This is a genomic window from Pseudomonas helleri (assembly GCF_045830615.1).
Classification (GTDB): domain Bacteria; phylum Pseudomonadota; class Gammaproteobacteria; order Pseudomonadales; family Pseudomonadaceae; genus Aquipseudomonas; species Aquipseudomonas helleri.
The window spans coordinates 2,911,346-2,932,957 of record NZ_CP174501.1; the positions used below are offsets into that span (position 1 = coordinate 2,911,346).

Below are 21,612 nucleotides of genomic sequence, written 5' to 3' on the forward strand. Positions count from 1 at the left end.
TTTCACTCGCTGCGCCGGCCGAGGCCCGCGCTCTTTTTGACAATGAACAAGATCAGCAACGTGGCCAACAGCAGCACCACACCCAAGGACGAAGCCGCACCCCAGTTGGCGTACATGGAGACGTCACTTTCGATCCGCATCGAGATCATCTGCACCTTGCCGCCACCCAACAACGCCGGTGTGACGTAGAACCCCAGGGTGATCACAAACACCAAAGTGGCACCGGCGGCCAGCCCCGGCCCCGACAACGGCAGAAACACATCACGGAAGGCCCGCGACGGTGACGCGCCAAACGCGGCGGCGGCCTGGCTGTAGATCGGATCGATGCTCTTCATGGCGGCATACAGCGGCAAAATCATGAACGGCAACATGATGTGGACCATGCCAATCACCGTGCCGGTCAGGTTGTACACAAGCGGCAGCGGCGCATCGGTAATGCCCAGGCTCATCAATAAGTCATTGGCGATGCCGCGCCGTTGCAAAATGATCAGCCAGGCATAGGTGCGCACCAGCAACGACGTCCACAGCGACACCAGCAACAGCGCCATGGCCACATTAGCCAGCCAGCGCGGCCCCTTGATCATGAAGTACGCGTAGGGATAACCGATCAGCACGCAGGCGATGGTCACAATGATCCCGGTCTTGAAGGTCTGCACAAACGTCAGCACATAGATCGGTTCCAGCAGCCGGGTGTAGTTCTCTATGGATAATTGCCCGTCGGCATTGAACAGTGACAGCCAGAACAGCCAGCCAATCGGCAGCACAAACGTCAGCAGCACCAGAAGCAAGGCCGGCAGCCCGGAGCCGAACAAGTACCAGCGCTCACGTCTTTGCGCCTTGCGCAGGTCACGCGCGTTGAGCGCATCGAAAAGGTCGCTGCTCATTGATCATCTCCAACCAGCAGCGTGTCCTGTACGTGCAGGCCCAGCACCACGGCATCGCCGCGGGCTGGCAGGCGGTTGCCTTCGGAACTGTTGGTGGGCCGACGAATTGCCACCGACATGCCCTCCCCCAGATCAATCTGCACCAACTGGCTTTCCCCCTGGAAAATCACGTCGGCCACATGCCCGCGCAACAGGTTGTAATCGCTGGCCTCGGCCGGCACGAACTGCAGTTTTTCCGGGCGCACCACCAGGCTCGGGTTCTTTAAACCACCGGTAACGTTGCCGCCGCGCAAAGCCCGGCCCTGAAACAGTGCCTGGCCGCCCTGCAAGGTGATCGGCAAACACGACGACTCCCCGACAAACTCCGCAATAAAGCGGTTGGCCGGGCGCTCATAGAGATTGACCGGAGTATCGATCTGGCGGATCCGCCCTTTGCTCATGACCGCGATCCGGTCAGACATGGTCAGCGCTTCACGCTGGTCATGGGTGACGTACACCACGGTCATGCCCAGGCGCTCGTGCAGACGGCGCAGCTCCAGTTGCATGGTTTCGCGCAGGCGTTTGTCCAGAGCCGACAGCGGCTCGTCCATCAGCAGGATTTTTGGCTCGAAGACAATCGCCCGGGCCAGCGCAATGCGTTGTCGCTGGCCGCCCGACATTTCGGTAATGCCGCGCTCGATCAAGTGATCCAGCTCCACAGTGGCCAACGCCTGCTCGACCCGCTGACGGATGTCGGCACGTTTGTAACCGCGCAACTTCAGCGGGTAGGCGACGTTTTGAAACACGTTCATGTGCGGAAACAACGCGTAGCTTTGGAACATCATGCCCACATCACGCTTGTGCGGTGGCTCGAAGATCATCTCGCGCCCGCCAAAACGGATACTGCCTGCATCCGGGCGAACGAACCCGGCCAAGGCCATCAGCAGCGTGGTCTTGCCAGAGCCGGAGGAGCCCAGCAACGACAGAAACTCACCGCTTTTGATCGATAGCGAAACATCATCCAGCGCGGCAAAACTGTCATAGGTCTTGGTCAGCTTTTCGATATCGATCGACATCGAAAGTTTGTGTTCTTCGGACATATTCACACTCGGCACATACGGACGTCAGGCGCCCTTGTTTCGTAGACGGGACGCCAGCGGCGTCCCACCCCACTGCTTAGTTGGCGAGGAACAGGGCGAACCGCTGGCGAACCGCCGCCTGGTTCTTGACCCACCATTCGGGCGACACGGTGACCACTTTGTCGATGTTCTGAGGCGAGGTCGGTAACCGCGCGGCCAGTTCGTCAGTAATGATCGGCAAGTCATACGCCTTGCTGTTCACCGGGGAGTACGGAATCAGCGTGGCCAGCGTGGCCTGGCTTTCGGGCTGCATGATGTGAGCGATGAGTTTCATGGCCTGCGCCTTGTTCGCCGCGCCTTTGGGGATGATCAGGCAGTCATGGCTCAACAGCGCGCCATCGAAGCTGTAGTTGACCTTCTCACCGCTGGCCTTGACCTCGTTGACCCGACCATTCCAGATCGCCAGAAAATCGACTTCACGGCTGCGCAATAACTGCGCCGAGTCCGCGCCCGCGCCCCACCAGTTCACCACCTGCGGCTTGATCCGGTTGAGCACCTTGATCGCCCGTTCTACGTCCAGCGGGTACAAGTCTTTAGGCGCAACTCCGTCGCCCAACAAGGCCGCTTCCATGGTCAGCCACGGCTGGCGGTATAAGGCGCGGGCACCCTTGAACTGCGGGTCGAAGAACTGTTGCCAGTTTTTCGCCACCGGCGCGCCGGTGTCTTCAGCCCAAGCCACCACTGTGGCGTAGGCATGGCTGGCAATCCAGTGGCTGCTGACCACGGACTTATCGACATGGGTGGCATCAATCACGCTGTAATCCAGCGGCTCGGCCAGCCCCTCCAACTGCGCCTGGGCGCACTCGGTGCTGCCCAGTTCCACCACGTCCCATTTGGGCTTGCCTGACATCACCTGGGCACGCACTGCCGCCAGGCCGTCCATGTTGTCTTCACGGATAGTCACGCCCAAGGCCTTGGCGGCGGGTTCGAGGTAGGCTTTGCGCTCGGCGTCCTGCAAGGCTCCGCCCCAGCCGGCAAAGGTCAGGGTGTCAGCCAGGGCGGCAAAGCTTGCGCCCCAGCCCAAAGAAGCGATGACCGCCCCGCACAACAGGCTTTTCTTGAAACTGATCATGGTCACGGCCTTCTCAATTCTGGATGAACAGGTCGTAGCGACGTTGAACCTCAGCTTGGTGGGCTTGCCACCAGACCGGATCGAAGAACACCACTTTGTCGATATTGGCCGGAGCCGTCGGCAACGTGGCCGCCATGTCCGCAGGAATGATGCCGGTGTCGTAGGCCTTGACGTTGATCGGCGGGTTCGGGATCACGGTTACCAGGGTTGCCTGGCTTTCGGGGTTCATGATTTCGGCGATCAGTTTCATCGCCAGAGCTTTGTTCGGTGCACCTTTTGGCACCACGACGCAGTCGTAATCCAGCAACGCATGGTCATAGGTGTAGTCCACGTTCTCGCCGGACTTTTTCAACTCATCAACCCGCGACGCCCAGATGGACAGCGCGTCCACTTCGCGGCTGCGCAACAGTTGTGCAGAGTCGGTGCCGCTGCGCCACCAATTGACCACTTGCGGCTTGATGCGCTCCAGCACCTTGAACGCCCGGTCGATATCCAGCGGGTAGAGTTGCTTGGGTGAAACGCCATCGGCGATCAACGCCAGTTCCAGCGTGGTGTAAGGCTGGCGGTACAAGGAGCGTGAAGCCTTGATAGACGGGTCAAAGAACTCTTGCCAGTTCTTCGGGGTCGGGCCTGTGGCATCTTTTGCCCAGGCCAGTACGGTGGAATAGGCGTTACTGGCGATCCAGTTTTTGCCGTAGAAGTTCGAGGCCACGCCATCGGTGCTGATCACCGAATAATCCAGTGGCTCGGTCAGCCCCTGCTCTTGGGCCAGCACGCAATCATTGGACGCCAGCTCGACAACATCCCACTTGGGCTTGCCCGACATCACTTGGGCGCGCACCGCAGCAAGGCCGTCCATGTTGTCTTCTTTGATGGTGATGCCCAGTGCTTTTTCCGCGGGCTTCAGATACGCCGTACGCTCGGCATCCTGTAGCGCCCCTCCCCAACCCGCAAAGGTGACGGTATCGGCCGCCTGTGCGTGCACGCTTGCACCGAAGGTAATGGCCAGCGCAAGACTGGCCATGGGTGTGTTGATTAATCGCATTTTCAACTCCTGAGTTTGTTGTAATTAGACAGTTGAATAAAACGCCGGCCGTGTTGGCCCGAATCACTCTTTTTATAATGAGCGCAGGCAATGTCACACCTGCACGGGTTACTTCTTTTTCGCTGAAACCGTGGTCGTTATGAAGCGTCTTTGAATCGATACCAGGCATAGGCCATACGCTGGCCCATGCGCAAAAACGGTTGGAACGGGAAACGCTTGGGGCATTGATGAAGAAAGTCCACCTCGGTGGGATGCGGATCGCCGGTGACCATCTGTGCAAGACGCTTGCCCACCTGCAGTGAAAATGAAACACCGCTGCCGGCATAGCCGCCGCCGGCGAACACGTTTTCCAGCTCTGGCACTTTGCAGACAAATGGCAGCGAGCTTTCACTGACGGCGACCCAGCCGCCCCAGTTGTAATCGACCTGGATACCTTCGAGCATCGGGAACTTGCGGGACAAGGCGTCCTGCAGGTTTTGCCGGTGCTTCGGGCTTTCGGCTTCGCGCCCGGTAATGGCGCTGCGCCCGCCAAACAAAATGCGGTCGTCGGGCAAACGACGGTAGTAAGACAACAGATGGCGGGTATCGAACATGCACTCGCTGCCGGGCAGTGTCTGGCGCTTTTCTTCAGCGCTGAGGGGGCGCGTAACGATAATTTGCGAGTGAACCGGTAACACACGCCCCGCGGTTGCACGATTAAGCGCCGTGGAGGTGTAGCCATTGGTGGCGACCACCACCTTGCGCGCTGTCACCACGCCGCCCGGCGTCACCAGCCGGTGGCTGCCATTGGCGCTGATCCAGTCGACCACCGGCGAACCCACGTGCACGGTGGCCCCTGCCTCACGGGCCAGGCGATGAACGCCCCAGGCCAGCTTCAACGGGTGCATGGAAAAGCCATCAGGCATGTACAGCGCGCCAAATGACTCAGCACCGCGATGCACCGCTTGCACCTGGTCGCCGCTGACCAGTTGCGCGCCATAACCCAGTACATCGTGATACAGACCCACTTCGCGCTTGAGCGATTCAACATGCTTGGCATTGCTGGCGACCTTGTACACGCCGTCCGGCTGCGCGTCGCAATCAATCTGGCCTTCACGGATCAGCCCACGCACGGTGTTTAGCCCGGCAGTCATCTCGGCAAAATACTGTTTCGCGGTGTGCTCGCCGTAGCGACTGATCAACTGCGCCAGCGGCACTCGCCCGCCGGAGATACGGGCAAAGCTGCCATTACGCCCACTGCACCCCCAGGCCACCTGATTGGCTTCCAGGACCACGGCGCGAATGCCGTGCTCGCGGGCCAGGTGCAACGCACAACTCAGGCCTGTGTAACCGGCGCCAATAATCGCAACGTCGACCTCAATGTCTCCCTTGAGCGGGCCGTCATCTGGCGGCGCTGTACCTGCCGTATCCACCCAGTAAGAAGAGGAATGAGGCACTCCGACACCTGGATGAGCATTGACCAGTGGATCGTACAATTTAATCTCCGTATCGCTGTGCGATATCTATAAATCATTTAATTGCAATGCTCGATCAAATAAATACAACTGTCAATTGCATTAACTAATTTTAAAACCATTAAATAATCGTGAAGACAGCAAGATGGAGTGCTAAAAACCGCTATCTATTTGAAAGATATGTTTATTTTTGAATTTACAGACGCATAACCCCGCCGATGAGCGGGACGTTATGCAGAAGGAGGAAGGACGGGTAAAACCGATGGTTGAAGTGGTGGCGGGTTGCCCCGCCACCGCGTATCAGAACTCGTAGCTCAAGCGGGTGTAGTAAAACGTGCCTTCAGGTGCCGCCGGTGACAGGTAGCTGTACTTCTGGCTTGGGGTTTGACGCAGGTGGCTGTCAAAGTCATCCGGTTTGCTGTTGAACAGGTTGTTGGCACCGACCGACACGCGCAGTTGCTTGGTGAAGGCGTAGTTGACGTCCAGGTCTGTGGTCCATTGAGCGCCGAAGGTTTGATCGTATTGCGAGTCGCTGGCCTGTGCGGCGAACTTGCGGTATTCGCCATAACGGGTTTCGTTCAAGGCCACGGTCCACGGGCCGTAGCGGTGAATCGCGCCCAGCACGAACTTGTCTTTGGGGTAGCCATACTCCAGGTAACCACGGCTTTCACGGGTCACGGTTTCAAAGCCGTTGGCGTTTTCGTGGACCTTCTCAATGGTGGTTTTAGCACGGGTGTAACCCGCGCTCAGTGCCAGCGAACCGTACTGTTGCAGGTCAAAGTTGTACTTGCCGACGATGTCGACGCCGCGGGTGCGGGTATCGACCGCGTTGGTCATGAACTGCGCCCAGGTGTACTGGCCGTAGCCCGCCTCCGTCAGAATGCGCTCGGCGTCTGGCCCGGAAATACCGCCGCTGAACAACAGTCGATCACGGATGGAGATCTGATACGCATCGATGGTCACAGAGGCCTGGTCAACAGGACGCAGCACCAGACCCAGCGAGTAGTTGGTCGATTTCTCAGGCTTCAATTGTTCGGCACCCAAGGCGCGTGCCGCCGGGTTATCGGACGGCAAGATGCGTGTCAGTACCGGGTTGCCATTGGCATCGACGTTGGTGGTGGTGGTCCAGGAGGTGCCGATTTGACCCAGTGTCGGTGCGCGATAAGCGTTGTTGACGGTGGCACGTAACCCGACCTTGGGCGTGAAGTCATACCGCGCCGACAGTTTGCCCGTGGTGGCCGAACCGAAGTCCGAGTAATGCTCGGTCCGCGCCGCCAGGCCCAGTTGCAGCTTTTCAGTGAGCTGGTTTTCCAGACCGAAATACACCCCGGCAACATCCCGCGAGTAGGTACCGGCATCGTCCGGGGTCAAACCTGAGGCCTGTACGCCCCCCACTTGCACACCGTCGATTCCGCCAAACGAATAGGAGTCTGAATCACCCGACTCCAGGCGATAACGCTCGTTGCGGTAGGCGATCCCGGCCGAAATGTTCAGCGGGTTGGTCAGCCAGTTCACGGGCAAGTCTTTGACGTAGTCCAGACCCACGTTGGTTTGCTCGTTGATCAGCGTCGCAATCTGGAATTTGGTCGGGCTGGCGATGCCAAAACTGGGGTTGAGGGTGTTGTAGGCCAGTTCGTCATGTTCGTCGCGGCCATAAGTGGCGCTTAAATCAAAGCGGCCAAGGGTGTCGTCTTCATACCGGGTGCCGACCGTCAGCGCGCCATCTTCATAGCGGTAGCGGTATTTGGGAATGGTCCCGTTGGGGTAGATCTCGGTGACGTTGTTCGGGTTGTTGGCCAACAGCTTTGGGGTATTGTTGACCGATTTGTCCTGACCGAACGTGGCGAAGCTGTAGAGGCGCCATTGATCGTTGAGACCGATTTCGGCATTCGCCGCCAGGTTGTATTTGTCACGCCCTGCACCACCCCAGCGCGGGTCTTGCACTTGGCCATCAGCGAAATACTTGTCGCCGATATCGTCCGGTTTATTGTTCAGCGCGTTAAAGCTGACGGTCAGAAAACCGTCCCCCGGCAGTCCCAGGCCGTACCAGCCATCAGCGGTTTTGCTGAAGCCGTCACCCTGAGAAAACTTGCCCAATTGCGTATTGATTTGCCCGCCGCTGTCGCGCTCTTTGAGCACGATGTTGATCACCCCGGCAATCGCATCCGAACCGTATTGCGCAGAAGCGCCGTCACGCAGCACCTCGACGTGGTCGATGGCGCTTATCGGGATCATGTCCAGGTCGACAGACTGCGCACCAATAAATGGCACACCACCCGACAAGTTCACCACTGCCGACGCATGCCGACGCTTGCCGTTGATCAACACCAGTGTTTCGTCCGGGGACAGGCCGCGCAAAGAAGCGCCTTTAGGGTCCTGGCCACGGGTCGCGCTCTGGTTTTGCGGAAAGTTGAACGAGGGCAGCAACTGGAACAGCGCCTGGTTGAGAGTCACGGCGCCAGTCTGCACCAGCTCTTCGCTGTTGATCACATCCACGGGGGCGCTGCTGCTCAACGCCGTGGCGTTGGCGCGCCGAGTGCCGATGGCGACGACCCGGTCCAGGGCTGTGGTGGGCGCTGCGTCCTGGGCCTGGGTCCCGGCTTTGTTAGCGCTGGCCGCGCCCTCTTTGATGATAAACGCCCCGTCCGGGCTGACTTGCAACTGCAAACCGGTGCCGCGCAGGGCCTCGCCAACGGCCTGCTCCGCCGACAACGAGCCATTGATCGCCGCCGACGAATAACGGCTCAGTTGCGGGGTAAACGAAATGACTTGTCCGCTCTGACGGCTGATATTCAGCAGCACTTCATCCAGCGGGCCGGAGGCGATGTGGTAGACCTGGCGGGCTTCTTCGGCCGCATAGGCGCAGGTCAGGAACAGGCTCGCCAGAGGCCCTATGGCAAAAGCCCGTAGCTGGCGACGTGAAAAGGTGTTGGACGCGCTCAAGGTGACTCTCCCTAAATCTCTGAACAACGCTGCTCCCCGCAGCGCTTACGGGAGAGGTGTGGTTTGGCGCAAAGAAAACTTGCAGATCGTTTGGTTATGTCCTTAGAACTGCACTTAAACGGAGGTGACGGTGACCCAATAATCACTGCGACGCAGCACCTGGATCGGCAAGGTTCGCGCCAATGTGTCGAGCACCTGTTCGGTTTTATCCAGCCGAAACATGCCGCTGACGCGCAACTCAGCAACCGCAGGGTCGATACGCAGCACACCGCCGCGATAAGGCCGCAAGGCCTCGATAATCTGTGCCAGCGGCACATCCCGCACTTCGAGCAAGCCATCGACCCAGGCGGCGGCACCCAGGCTCATCACGCGTACAGGGCTAAACCCGTAGCGGTCATAAGAGACTTCATGCCCGGTTTGCAGTTGCAGGGTTTCCAGCCCCTGGCGAGCGATCTGCAACGCGCCTTTGAGCGCCACCACCAGCCCCTGCCCTTCGCGTTCACGTACGGTCAAATCACTGCCCAGCACGTGGATCAACGCCTGCGGCGTCACCAGTTGAAAAGGCGTTGCCGGATTGACGGCGACCTTGACTCGCAGCTCCCCATCGAGCAATCGGACGATCCGGTGCGGGCCGCTGAAATCCAGATCGACCGCGCTTTTGGCGTTCAAAAACAGTTCGCTGCCATCGGGCAAACTCACCGTACGGCGTTCAGCGGTGCCGGTTGAAACGTCCGCCGTCAGCTCCCCGAGCGCGGTGCGCTGGCTGACCAACAGGCTGGCACCCAATGCCACACCGGTACAGGCCAGTGCGCCCTGCAATAATTTGCGGCGGCTGGTGCCAGGGGTAGTCAGGGCCTGTTGCAGCACCTTGCCGCTGATCCCTTGGGCAATCGGCACCTTAAAAACCCCCAGGCGGGTTTCCAGTTGCGCGCAGAGTTGTTCATGCCGCGGGTCTTGCGCGCGCCACTGCCGGTAAGCCTGCCAATCAGCCTCGCTGGCATGGCCAGAACGCAGCAATACAATCCACCGAGTCGCGTTGTCGATCACGTCGTCGTGTTGGTGTTCGATGTTCATGTCATTCCAGGCAAGCCCGCAGGCAGCGATTGACCGCCTTGGTCATGTAGTCACTGACCGAGCGTTGGGAAATGCCCAATTCAGCGGCAATTTCAGGGTAAGTCAGGCCATTGACCTGAGACAGCAAAAAGGTGGCCTTGACCTTGGCCGGCAAGCCATCGAGCAACTGGTCAATGCATTGCAGCGCCTCAATCATCTGCGCCAGGTCTTCGGGCGAAGGCGCTTCGTACACGTCATCCAGTTGCAGGGCATCGAGATAGGCCCGCTCCAGATCGCGACGGCGCCACAGCTGGTACATCAAACGCTGGGCAATGGTGGTCAACAACGCACGGGGTTGGCGAATCGGCACCACGCCCGGCGAAGTCAGCAACTGCACAAATGTATCGGCGGCAATGTCTTCGGCGTGGGCGCTGGAATCGAGGTGGCGGCGCAGGCGTGTGCACAGCCATTGGTAATGACTGCGGAATAATCCGCCCACGTATTCACTGTGAGAAGTGTCGGCGCCGGACATGGAGACTCCAATCAGGGTGAGATGCGCTGTGTGTCCGGTGTACCGGCGGGGCAATGCTATCAAAAGGCGTTATTCGCTAATAATACTTAAAATGTATTTTTATATAACTTTTTGTATTGATCAGCGGCGTCTCTGCCACTCCCACGGGCAGGGTAAATGCCTGCCCGCGATACAAGCAAAACTCTGCTCTATGGGTATGTGGCGCGAGTGGGTCTTTTCTTGCAGATTTTTTTTAAAAAAAACCGGGGGCAGGAACTCTGCCCCCATGCCACTTGCCTTGCAATCAAGGCGTCGGAGCCTGAACCGGTAAATAGGTATCTAATTTTCCGCCCAAACGGCTGATGATGAGCGTTATAGAATCGGCATTGGAAAGAATAACGCTGGCTCGTTTTACCGGGTCGGCCAAGAACACATCACGTGCATCGTCCAACCGCGTGGTGCCCGTAACGGACAGAATACGCTGTACTGCGCTTGCTTCGAGCGGGGGCTCAGAGCCGTCCCGGGAGAACAATTTGTCGCGTGGTGTAGTCAGGGAAAGGGTATTGCGCTGAAGATCACTTATTCTTTGTTTGGAAACAGCACCAAAGGCGGGGTTGTTTTTCAAGAGCTCAACAAACGGATAGGCCACGTTCATGTATTGAATATCTTCCGTGAAGAACTTTTGATGAGACAACTCATGGATCAATGTGACTGCCCGGTAGTGATTGTTAAAGTCAAAGGGTGGCAAGGTGGCTTCCAGCCATTCATGATCACTCGCGTTCAGGTTGTCGAACGGGGTGTTGAAGAAAAAATCTGTCAGGTACACGTATTTATGTGTGTCATTCGGGTCAATAAACGCGACAACGCCATCGTCCGGCCTTTTAGCCTTGACCTGCAAAAAACGCTCGGAATTGACAGGGTTCATGGAAGGCTTGCTCAAGCGGGTATAGATCAAGTCGATAGCCAGATCAATAGTAAGAATCTGACGCTCTGTCAACGTCGGCATATTCAAGTAATCAGCCAGCCACAAACGATACTGAAGCGCTTGCGGATCCATTACTTTCATCGCACTAAGTGTTTGCTTTGCTCCGCTCAGGTACTCCATGGCCAATTGATGAGCCATTTGAATCATCAAGGCTTTGTCAGGTGATAACCGTCGGATGCTCTTGATACCTCGGGCCTGAATCGTGTAATCGTGAACATCACGACCACTCGAATGCCTGGAATAAGCAGGGCCACCGCCCAATAAACGTTCCCGGGGATCCAGTTCCCATTTTTGCCACGCATTCAACTTGACCGCAGGGCCTACACGGTTTTCACCTAAATAGATTCTCCAGCGATTTTCAGACTCAGTGACACGAAAGACCTTGCCTGCCAGCACGATGTAATACAGGCCTCTTGGCTTGCTGTGATACAGATGAGTTAAAACATCATGCTCCATGGCATCCAGTGAAACAGTGTTCTCACTGTAGGCGTCCAATGCCGCTAACTGTTTTGCATTGAACATGTTTTTTTCGATGACGATGTCATCGACCTTAGGGCTTGGCTCGGGTAGCGGCAGGGTTAGCGGCGAGTCAATGTCAACCTGTTCAAGAACAGGTGACTCAGGCAAGTGCATCAAGCGATTGTCTGGCTGTCTTTTCGGACCAGGAATCAACAACATAAATGCCGTCACAAATGTCTCGACCGCCTCGCCCCATTGATGTTTGCTCACGGCCCTCCCCCCTGCCTTTAACAGGCCCAGTGTTTGTGCCACAAAGAAGGGAATATTCAACACAGCCGGTAAAAAAGGTGCGGCAAGCCCCATTGCTGAATCACTGCCTAAAGACATCAAGCCCTTGAACGTTTTCCAGTCAGCCTCCTCTGTGGAGAGCGATTGCTGTTCTGCCAAATCGATCAACAAGTTGTAATTATCGTCGTACAGTTGCAACAGCAGATTGTTCTGAATGGGCGTGTTTGAAATACTCGCTGGAGCGGGTGTACTGGACACATCAAACGAAAAGAAATCCAGACCAATGTAAATAATGTGCGGTTCATTGAAGCCACCGTTGTCATATTTTTTCCGGTTCTGCTGGTCCAGTCGTTTCAGAACACGTTGCTGCAATGTCTCGCGCGAGCGTAGGTCAATCAGAAAACTGGCTTCGTTCGTATATTCCTTGAACGTAAAGTCTTGTGCATACAAGGTCCACAAAATAAACGGGCCATCACTTGATGAGACGGGGGCAATTAAATACATACCCTTGACAAGATCAGGCTCTGAATTGGGTGAGGCGAGTAATTTCAACTGCCGTATGGTGATAAGGGTCCCGTTGAGAGGTTCGCGGGCAACAGCATCTGGCATATCAAGAACATGCTTTATAAAGCTATACGCTTTGTCACTTAACGTATGCTCCAACTTTGCCCTGAACGCTGCTTCCAGAGCGTGAGGAGGCAGCTGTTTGTAAAAGAGTGCGCAGCGCTCAACACGCTCCTGGCCGGGATTGTGAAGTTTTTGTTTCAGCAATGTTCTGTACTGGCCACCAATGTTCAACTTGCGCACTAGCGACTTTACATACTGTTCATCGATGCCACTCGGGAGGGGTGTCGTACCGGTTGAGCTTGCTTTCAGGTGGCCCTTCAATTGACTGAAACCGGTCAGGGCAAATGCTGTCAATGTTTGCGTCTCACGAGAAACCGCAGCGCCCATGGCCGCTATTTCAGCTGACCAACCAGGGCTGATGACTTGTGTCAGAGTAATAGTGATTTCATCTGGCGTCAGTGAGAGATCTGGAAAATCGAGAGCCAGTTGAACCTTGAGAGCATCCAGGGCATAGGCATTGATCTCGGGTATACCGTACAGATAATCATGATTGTCTCTGACCACATCACGGTAACGTTCAAGTAAACGTATATATTCAATTTGCTCGTCAACCGTGGCCATGCCTAATGTTATTGGCAATGCCTTTTTAAATAGTGCGGTATCAACTTGCTGGATAATCGTCGATACATCCAAACTCTCGCGGAATCGCTCTACGTAGCTTTGAATGGTGTTTTCCAGGGCCTCACTGGACAATTTTGCCGTGACGGCCTCCATCAATGCCACACCGACCTCTCTGATTTGCTGATCAATAAAGCTGCGTGACAAGGTATCCATATAGTCATCTTCAATCAGGAAAAAACTGAACAAGGCGCCCTGCTCACCTGACAGCTCTGACAGATGACCGAACACGCTTCCCAGCGCGTTTTTCCCGATGTTATTCAATAGGGTCATGCAATCTGTTTTATCAAACAGGCGCGTCTTTAATGCCGACTGACAGGCGTCAAGCGTATCGAACACTTCAAACTTATGACCTGGCGACCAAAAAATAACATGCCCTGCACATTCGGATTCCAGGCCTCCGCGCTCAGTAATGAGAAAACAGTTTTCTACATTAACATTAATACCAGCCGACGCTGAGTACAGCACCAGACTGTAAACATCCGGAACAAAGTAAAAGAAGGTAGTTCGCTCAGCGCGTTTGCGTTGCGTCTGAACACCCGCAATGTAACTGGCTTCGCGCACGCCTAACAAGTCGTTATAACTGAAAAAGTAATATCCGCCTGCCCATATCAACGTGGATTTGAAAATAGCTAATCGATCAGCCTTCGTAAAAATATCGACCTCAGGAGATCGACTATAGAAAAACGAGTTCAGATAGAGATCCAGTTTTTGGCTGAAATCGCGGGTAATTTCCGCCATCAGTTGGTGGAGGGCTGCACACTCTGCAGCATCCAGAGAGATGGTTTTTCCATCGACCTGGCCGACACGCTCGAAAGTGACCCGTGTTTTATCATCGGGCAATGGTGTATGACCGGTCAGGTTTTCCAAAAAAGCGTCAATCATGGGGCGAGAGGTGAGCGGCGTCCGATTGAGGCCTTGTGAACCGTTAAATACAATCACCCTCAAGGCTTCGGCATCTACCAGCCCCGATCGGCCCATAAGCGCCCAATCCTGCTGCATGAGTTCCTTGACGCATGTCCGAATAGTTGGAAATCCGTTGTGGTAAAAGGCTATATCATCACGTAACGATTCAAGACGCGCCCTGACTAAGGACAATGGCACTTTTAATTGTTCAATGGCTTCTGTCGGGGTTTCAAATGCAGTTTCACCGATGGAAAAACGTGAGCTCCAGCGATTATTAATAGCCCCCTCCAGCAGTTCAGGATTTATCAGCAGACGAATATCCGATGCCTGGTCCAACACAGAGTGCGTAAAGCTGGCGTAATCTTGGGACGTGTAAGAACTTATCTGAGTGGCGGTATTTTTCAGAAAGGAAGTAAGCCCGTTAATATCATCACTCATTCGTGTACGCACACTGCTTGCCAAGACGGCAAACAAGTCAATGGCCCGTAAACCAAACTCAATATTCAGCTGCAGGCCTTTAGTCAATCGGTCACGGTCCTTGAAACTTATATAGCGGCTTAATGAGGCCTCAGACAAAGGCAGTTCTTTCAAGGACGTGTCAGATCGCAAGGCTTTAAAACGAGGCAGGTTCTCACGTGTGAAATCGAACCAGTCTCTGTAGAACTTCAGGCCTTGATCCCCCATCACCAGTAAACTGCGCTCGTGACTGTCGATGAAAAAGCAATACCAGCCCGCCAAAGGGATTGGATCACCCTTTACGCCCGCCAAGTGCAGAGTCGCTGAATTCACGCTGGATGAATCTATGCCCATCGCGCATTCATACACTGCGTTGAAGTCGTTTTCGGTAATTGAACCAACATGCCGGGCTTGCATCAGCGCATCCATGAAGCGATCTCGCAGGGCATGTTTGATGCACTCATGCAAACTCAGCTCAGGATGGATGGGAGAATCCCAGTACTGGGTAATCGCTGCTTCAAGTTGGCTGTCCAGATTGTTAGAAACCTGTCCAATAGAACGTAGAAACTCAAGTTCCAGTACTTCACGACTTTTTCCCTTTATGCCCCTGCTATTGGCAGAACGAGCAAACTCATAATCATGTAGACCGGAGAAACTGCCCTTCAAAAAAAATTCAAAAACCAGGTCTGCTACAGGGTTGCGCACCCGGTTCTGGGTTTCTGCGGCATTGGGCTCCAGGGCGCCATTGGCCTGAGCATTAAGTTTTTCAATTACCACTGTTCGAGCAGAAGGCACACCCGACAATAGGCTCAAGACATTTTGCAGGTCGATTGTTCGCTCAGACTCAAATAGAGAACTGGTGGTCCCGAATACAGAGCCCGATATCGGTTGTTTTACAACATTAAAATCACCCGCTTCCAATAAATGCGGACGTGCATCCATTGGAAGAAAATGCATGATTTGGGCTTTACTGTTGCTCAGGTGTTGACGATAGGTCTCAGTCAGAGACTGCCAACTGGAAAAGGTTTCCAGCCCGTTCACCAACGAGAACAGCACGTAGGTATCCGAGTCTTTAAGCCCTTTGGACAGTGTGAAGGCCCCTCTGAAATACCCTTTGCGAGTGTTGGATGCGCCACGATAAAAAAACACTTCGCACACATGCATCGGATCAGGCTGGCCGGTGCGGCTATCTTCAGTTTGAAGCAGCACTTGATTTAGCCAACTGCGCTGATCCGGGCTTAAGGTTCCTGCTAAAAACTGCTCATTCACTTGGGCCAGAAAACGCTCTTTGATCGCATTTTCCGAATAGTAATAGTTTGACGCATCGGTCATAGGTCCGTCCTTGTCAGGAGGGCCTGCCCTGCCGAATAGCAAGGCACAAGCCCCTATGAGTGGGGACAGTACGCGGAACATGGGGGCGACAATGACTACATATTGCTATACCAGCCCGTCGGAGAAAGTGCTGAGGTAATCAGGTACTGACTGCCTGCGTTAAAGCCATCTGATGCACTTTGAAAGAGGCCGCCAGCAACACCTGACGCTCCAGCGTTCCTTCATCCACTGCGCTGACAATCGCCTCGGCAATGGCATCGAGCCCTGACTCGCTGGACACCAGCAACAGATGCGCACCCGCCGCCAGCGAAGCCACGGCCGTATCGGTCAAGGTATTGCCCCGCAGGATGGACACTGCGTCCAGGTCATCTGAAATGATCAGCCCGTCGAACCCCAGCGTGTCACGCAACAAGGCAATGACCTTGGCCGATGTCGAGGCCGACTGGTCAGGGTCAATAGCCGGGAACACCGCCGGGCCTGGCATCACCGCTTGCACACCGGCTCCAATCACTTGTCGAAACACCTGGAGGTTGTCGTCAAGCAACTCCAGCGGGCCGTGCACGGCAGCCAGAGCAATGGCCGGGTCATGCTCAGTGGCGTAGTGACCCGGAAAATGTTTAGCCGTGGCAATGACCCCGGCACGCTGAACCCCACGGATAAAGGCACAAGAAATTCGACTGACCTGCACCGGGTCATCACCCAAATGCCGGTTAAGCAGCCAGGGATTGATGCCGGTCACCACATCAACAATCGGCGCGAGGAACAGATTGACGCCTAACCGGCGTGCCACACTGGCCATTTCATAGCAGCGCTGTTCAATAACCTCTGCACTCAGGTCTTTGAGTTGCGCCCTTGAAGGAATAGCCGGGACCAATTGGTGCAGGCGCTCGATGCCACCGAGTTCTTGATCCACCGCGATTAACACTGGCCCACCGGCCAATGCCGCGACGTGTTGAGTCAGGCTGGCCAATTTGGTTTGCGTCTCGGCGTCGCGACGGGCCTGGGTCATGGCCCTGCCGATGTACTCATCCCGTGTTTCGCCCAACAACACCGAGACGCCACCACGGCTTAAATGGCGACGGACAGGCTCATCCAGATTCAAATCGCCGATGGCGGGCAACAATACCGAATACGCAGCCCGCAGCAGTTCACCTGACATTACGACTCCTTTACCGCTATTTGACGCGCGACCAGCCGCCACGCATGATATCGATCAACTTCGAGCACAAAACTAATTATAAATGCTCGTTTATGCTCAATTTAAACAGGATTCAAGGGATGTCAATGCTCACTCATGAGAGTTTCCCCGGAGAGCGACAAACCCTGATCGCTCAACGGCTGGCGACTCACGGCCGGGTGGTGGCTGGGGAGCTGGCTCAAGAATTTAACGTTTCCGAGCACTCAATCCGCCGCGATCTTGCGGCGCTGGCGCAAGCGGGGCTGTGTAAACGGGTGTACGGAGGGGCCATTTCATTGGCGCCTGAGCGACCTGTGAAGGACAGGCAAACGCAACACATCGAGCGCAAAAGCTCGCTGGGCCAGGCGGCAGCGACCCTGATCAAAGCGGGCCAGCACGTGTTTATCGATGGCGGCACCACCAACGCCTGCATAACGAGCGCAATCGATCACAATATTGCAGTTTGCGTCACCACCAACTCACCCACCATTGCCCTGCAACTGGACACGCTGCCGTTGGCCGAAGTGATCTTGCTGGGTGGGCGCCTGGACAAAACCTCAGGCAACATCCATGGCCTGAGCGCGATTCAACAATTGGCCCATTTCAATTTTGATCTGTGCTTTTTAGGCGCCTGCGCGATTGATGCCAGCAAGGGCGTGACAGCGTTCAACATGGACGAAGCAGAATTCAAGCGTGCCGTGGTGTCGCGAAGCGGGCAAATTGTGGTGGCCGTAACCAATGAAAAACTGTCCAGCATTGCCCACTACCACGTCGCTGCCTGTGACGAATTGAGTGTGCTGGTGGTGGAGCATGACGCCCCGGCAGAACGGCTGGAGCCTATTCAGGCCAAGGTCTCGACAGTTGTGGTCGCGAGCTGAGATCAAGAGATTGCGAGGCTGGGTGGTGTTGAAGAACGGATAACTACCCTGAAAACTGTAGGAGCGAGCCTCGCGATCTTTTAAAAGATCAAAAGATCGCGAGGCAAGCTCGCTCCTACAGGACCTTTAAATCCATACGCTATTTATTAGACAGGGCAATCCACCAGCACTTGCAGGGTCTGTTGCGAGCAGCGCTCGACCCGTGCCTTGACGCCGTATACATCGGCAAACAATTGCGGGGTCAGTACATCCTCTGCGGCGCCAAAGCCCATGATTTGCCCGTCACGTAACACCGCAATGGTGTCGGCATAACGCGCCGCAAGGCTGATGTCGTGCATCACGATCACCGCGATCAATTGGTGCTGGCGAACCATGTCACGCACGCATTCCATCACCCGCAGCTGGTAGCTCAGATCCAGCGCACTGGTGGGTTCGTCCAGCAGCATGACGCTCGGACGACGCGCAATCAGTTGCCCCAGGCTAACCAGTTGCCGCTGCCCGCCCGAGAGCGCATTGAGCATACGATCCGCCAGGTGTTCGATGCCAATGCGCTGCAAAGCGGCATAGGCCTGTTCCAGGTAATCACCACCGCTACCACCGACACGCAAGGCTGCCATGACGCTTTCGATCACGCTGAGCCCCAGCCCCGGCGGCAGGTGTTGCGGCATGTAGGTGATGAGTCGCGCTCGCTCCGACACCGACATCGTCGTCAATGGCCGGGCTTGCAAGCTGACCGTGCCCTGCAAGCGTTCAAGCCCCGCCAGACCGCGTAGCAACGTGGATTTGCCGGCACCATTGGGCCCGATCAACGCGGTGAGAGTGCCGGGTTGTAACTCGGGCAATGACGCATCCGAAATCACCACGCGACGGCCATAAGTCACCTGGGCATGGCTGATCACTAAGCCTTGAGCACTCATAACTGTCGACCCCGCTTGAACACCAGCGCCACAAAAATCGGCACGCCCACCAAAGCGGTGACGATGCCGACCGGCACGATCACCCCCGGCATGATGATTTTGCTGACCACCGAGGACAGTGACAGCAACAGCGCCCCCACCAGCGCGCTGGCCGGGAACAGAAAGCGCTGGTCTTCACCAATCAAAATACGCGCAATGTGCGGGCCCACCAGACCGATAAAGCCAATGGTGCCGACAAAGGCCACCGCCGTCGCCGACAGCAAGCTGATGCGCAGCAGCGAGAAAAACCGCAGCCGGCGCACGTCAACGCCAAAGCTTTGCGCGCGGTCCTCGCCCATGCGCAACAAGGTCATGCGCGAAGACGCCTGCAGCGAAAACGGCATGATCAGCGCCAGCACCACGGCCAGAATGCTCAACTTGTCCCAATTGGCCCGCGCGACGCTGCCCAGGCTCCAGAACACCAGCTGTTGCAGCACATCTTCGGTGGCCAGCAACTGCAACAGCGCCACCAAAGCGTTACAGCTGAACACCAGGGCAATGCCGAACAGCACCAGGGTTTCGACCCCTGCGCCTCTTAATCGCGACATGCCATGCAGCAAAAACATCGAGCCGCAGGCAAACACGAAGGCTGACAACGCCACGATCGAATCGCGGCTCAACAAGGCGCTGCTGACTGGAAAAACTATGATCAGCGAGGCGCCCAACGCCGCCGCCGACGAAACACCAAGGGTAAAGGGGCTGGCCAGCGGGTTATTGAGGATGGCCTGCATTTCTGCACCGGCCAGTGACAGCGCAGCGCCCACCAGCACCGCCATCAGCGCGTAAGGCAAGCGCACATTCCAGATGATCACCCGGTCGGTCACAGCCAGGTTTTGCGGGTGCAACAGGCCGTCGACCAAAGCCCCAAGGGTCATCCCCGAGGAGCCGGTCGACAAATCGAGCAACACCGCCGCGACCAAAGCAATGCCGATGCCCACTAACAAGCCAACCCGTCGCGCCAGCAGACGCCGGTAGCCGTGGCTGGCAGCAGCCACGGCAGGGTTCAGGTGCGCGGTCATTTCTGTTCACTGATCCAGTATTGGCCTGCCAGCGGCATGCCGAGGAACTGCTGGTTGATTTGCTCCAGCGTGTGCTGCGGGTCAAGGGAGGCAAACTTCTCGGGGTGTATCCACTTGGCCATGGCCTCGATCGCCAGGATGTTGTACGGCGAGTTGTAAAAGTCATGCCACAAGCCATGTACATTGCCTTCGCGAATCGCCCGCAGTTGGGCGAACTCAGGGCGGCTCAGCACCTGCTTGAGCGACGCCTGGGCCGTGGCCTGGTCAACGCCTGCGCCCATCATCACGCCGGGCTTTTGGTTGCCGGTGAGGATGTAAATGTCCGGATCAGCCTTGAGCGCATATTCAACACTGATATCGCCCAGTGCACCGGGCACGACGCCAGCGGCAATATTGCGGCCGCCCACCAGTTTGATCAGTTCGCCCATGCCGCCTTTGCCCGTGGTATGCCCCGGGTTGGCCCAGACCCCGGCCAGCAGTTCAAGAAACACGCTTGGGCGGTTGCTGTCGTCAATCACGCCCAAGGTTTCGGTGATGTGGTCAATGTGCTGCTGGTAGAAATCCAGGAAAGCTTGAGCTTGCGCTTCACGCCCCAGGGCCTTGCCCAGTGCCGTCATGCTGTCATGGGTGCCCTGTACCGGGTTAACCCGAAAGTCGACAAACAGCACCGGGATACCGGCTTTTTCGAGGATATCGGCCACCGGGCTGTGCTCGGTCGGGCCATGCCCGGAGATGCTGAACACCGCCAGGTCCGGCTTCAGCGAGAGGATTTCCTCAGCGCTGACGCTCTGCTCCGAGGCCTGGCCAATCAGCGGAATGTCTTTGACCTCGGGGAACTTCGCCACGTAAGCGGCGTAGGTATTGGGGTCAAGTTTGCGCAAGTCGTTCTGCCAGCCCACGACGCGCTTAAAAGGCTGATCGCGGTCAAGAATGGCCAGCGTCGAAATCAATCGACCCTCGCCCAGCACCACCCGCTGAACATGCTCAGGCACGTCAACCACCCGACCCAACACGTCGGTGACGTCTTTGGCCCAGGCCGACGACACCATGCCGAACCCGCCAACAACTAACACCACCAGCAATGACCACATGCGTGAAAACGATTTGGACACGATTAATCTCCCACTAAATGAAGGGCTCACACGTCGCTCCAGCGACGCAAGAGGTTGTGGTACACGCCGCTGAGTTGCAGCAACGACTCGTCGTCGGCCTGTTGTGCGCTCAGGCGCTGAATGGCTACATCCATGTCGAGTAACAGGCTGCGCTGGCTGTCTTCGCGGACCAGGCTTTCGATCCAGAAAAATGCCGCCACCCGTTCGCCACGAGTGACGGGATTGACCTTGTGCACGCTGGTGCCGGGGTACAGCACCAGATGCCCGGCCGGTAACTTGACGCTGCGCTCGCCAAAGGTGTCGCGGATCACCAGTTCGCCGCCGTCGTAGGTCTGCGGGTCGGTCAAAAACAAGGTGGCGGACAGGTCGGTGCGCACCCGTTCGCGCACACCTTTGATGCCGCGAATGGCGTTATCGATATGAAAGCCGAACGCTTCGCCCCCGCTGTAACGATTGAACAGTGGCGGATAGATCCGCTTGGGCAACGCCGCCGACATAAACAGCGCGTTCTCGGACAACCGCGCGAGGATGCGCTGGCCAAACAACACACCCAGCGCCGAATCTTCGTTCAATTGGCGGTTGAACTTGTCACGGGCCGAGCGCTGCCCGGCCGTGACTTTGCCATCCACCCAAGGTTCAGCCAGCAACCGCGTGCGCATCTCGTCCACTTCGTCGGCGGTGAAGACGTCGGCAATGTCGATCAGCATGCGCGGCTCCCG

15 protein-coding genes are annotated in these 21,612 nt (G+C 56.4%); 1 reads left to right on the top strand and 14 read right to left on the bottom strand.

All coding sequences use genetic code 11. From position 1 onward, the window contains the following. Positions 1-2: 2 nt before the first annotated feature. From ACJJU9_RS13010 to ACJJU9_RS13055, 10 genes are all read right to left on the bottom strand, one after another. Positions 3-884 carry an ABC transporter permease gene (locus tag ACJJU9_RS13010; RefSeq protein WP_048371981.1) on the bottom strand — a complete coding sequence of 294 codons (882 nt, stop codon included), beginning with the start codon at positions 882-884 and terminating at the stop codon, positions 3-5. Then, a complete protein-coding gene (locus ACJJU9_RS13015; RefSeq protein WP_407728661.1) occupies positions 881-1,963 on the bottom strand; it encodes an ABC transporter ATP-binding protein in 1,083 nt (360 codons plus the stop codon). Before ACJJU9_RS13015 ends, ACJJU9_RS13010 begins: the two co-directional genes overlap by 4 nt. A gap of 76 nt (positions 1,964-2,039) precedes the next feature. Further along, the gene (locus ACJJU9_RS13020) at positions 2,040-3,074 is read right to left on the bottom strand and encodes a polyamine ABC transporter substrate-binding protein (protein WP_407728662.1); all 1,035 of its coding nucleotides are present in this window, start codon (positions 3,072-3,074) and stop codon (positions 2,040-2,042) included. A 13-nt stretch (positions 3,075-3,087) separates the two neighbouring features. Beyond that, the gene (locus tag ACJJU9_RS13025; RefSeq protein WP_407728663.1) at positions 3,088-4,119 is read right to left on the bottom strand and encodes a polyamine ABC transporter substrate-binding protein; all 1,032 of its coding nucleotides are present in this window, start codon (positions 4,117-4,119) and stop codon (positions 3,088-3,090) included. 137 nt (positions 4,120-4,256) lie between these two features. Next, positions 4,257-5,555: an NAD(P)/FAD-dependent oxidoreductase gene (locus ACJJU9_RS13030; RefSeq protein ID WP_407728664.1), complete on the bottom strand. Its 1,299-nt coding sequence runs from the start codon at positions 5,553-5,555 to the stop codon at positions 4,257-4,259. A 318-nt stretch (positions 5,556-5,873) separates the two neighbouring features. Further along, positions 5,874-8,516, bottom strand: coding sequence for a TonB-dependent receptor (locus ACJJU9_RS13035; protein WP_153373137.1), 2,643 nt, complete (start codon positions 8,514-8,516; stop codon positions 5,874-5,876). A 114-nt stretch (positions 8,517-8,630) separates the two neighbouring features. Then, the gene (locus ACJJU9_RS13040) at positions 8,631-9,590 is read right to left on the bottom strand and encodes a FecR domain-containing protein (RefSeq protein WP_407728665.1); all 960 of its coding nucleotides are present in this window, start codon (positions 9,588-9,590) and stop codon (positions 8,631-8,633) included. A gap of 1 nt (position 9,591) precedes the next feature. Beyond that, positions 9,592-10,101, bottom strand: a complete 510-nt coding sequence (locus tag ACJJU9_RS13045; protein ID WP_123749284.1) for a sigma-70 family RNA polymerase sigma factor — start codon at positions 10,099-10,101, stop codon at positions 9,592-9,594. A gap of 283 nt (positions 10,102-10,384) precedes the next feature. Beyond that, positions 10,385-15,751: a dermonecrotic toxin domain-containing protein gene (locus tag ACJJU9_RS13050; RefSeq protein WP_407728666.1), complete on the bottom strand. Its 5,367-nt coding sequence runs from the start codon at positions 15,749-15,751 to the stop codon at positions 10,385-10,387. A 139-nt stretch (positions 15,752-15,890) separates the two neighbouring features. Then, positions 15,891-16,910, bottom strand: a complete 1,020-nt coding sequence (locus ACJJU9_RS13055) for a glycoside hydrolase family 3 N-terminal domain-containing protein (protein WP_407728667.1) — start codon at positions 16,908-16,910, stop codon at positions 15,891-15,893. 119 nt (positions 16,911-17,029) lie between these two features. Between ACJJU9_RS13055 and ACJJU9_RS13060 the strand changes: the two genes are divergently transcribed. Continuing rightward, entirely contained in the window at positions 17,030-17,806 is a 777-nt protein-coding gene (locus tag ACJJU9_RS13060) for a DeoR/GlpR family DNA-binding transcription regulator (protein WP_407728668.1), read from the top strand. A 146-nt stretch (positions 17,807-17,952) separates the two neighbouring features. Here ACJJU9_RS13060 and ACJJU9_RS13065 read toward each other — a convergent pair whose 3' ends face one another. Genes ACJJU9_RS13065 through ACJJU9_RS13080 form a run of 4 tightly spaced genes read right to left on the bottom strand, consistent with a single transcriptional unit; the run spans position 17,953 to position 21,600 of the window. Next, on the bottom strand, positions 17,953-18,723 hold the full coding sequence (locus tag ACJJU9_RS13065; RefSeq protein WP_407728669.1) for an ABC transporter ATP-binding protein: 771 nt from the start codon (positions 18,721-18,723) through the stop codon (positions 17,953-17,955). Next, positions 18,720-19,781: an iron ABC transporter permease gene (locus ACJJU9_RS13070; RefSeq protein WP_048371955.1), complete on the bottom strand. Its 1,062-nt coding sequence runs from the start codon at positions 19,779-19,781 to the stop codon at positions 18,720-18,722. Before ACJJU9_RS13070 ends, ACJJU9_RS13065 begins: the two co-directional genes overlap by 4 nt. Beyond that, complete coding sequence (locus ACJJU9_RS13075; protein WP_407730990.1) at positions 19,778-20,872, bottom strand: ABC transporter substrate-binding protein; 1,095 nt, start codon at positions 20,870-20,872, stop codon at positions 19,778-19,780. Before ACJJU9_RS13075 ends, ACJJU9_RS13070 begins: the two co-directional genes overlap by 4 nt. 47 nt (positions 20,873-20,919) lie before the next feature. Beyond that, positions 20,920-21,600: a Fe2+-dependent dioxygenase gene (locus ACJJU9_RS13080; RefSeq protein ID WP_407728670.1), complete on the bottom strand. Its 681-nt coding sequence runs from the start codon at positions 21,598-21,600 to the stop codon at positions 20,920-20,922. Positions 21,601-21,612: the final 12 nt, after the last annotated feature.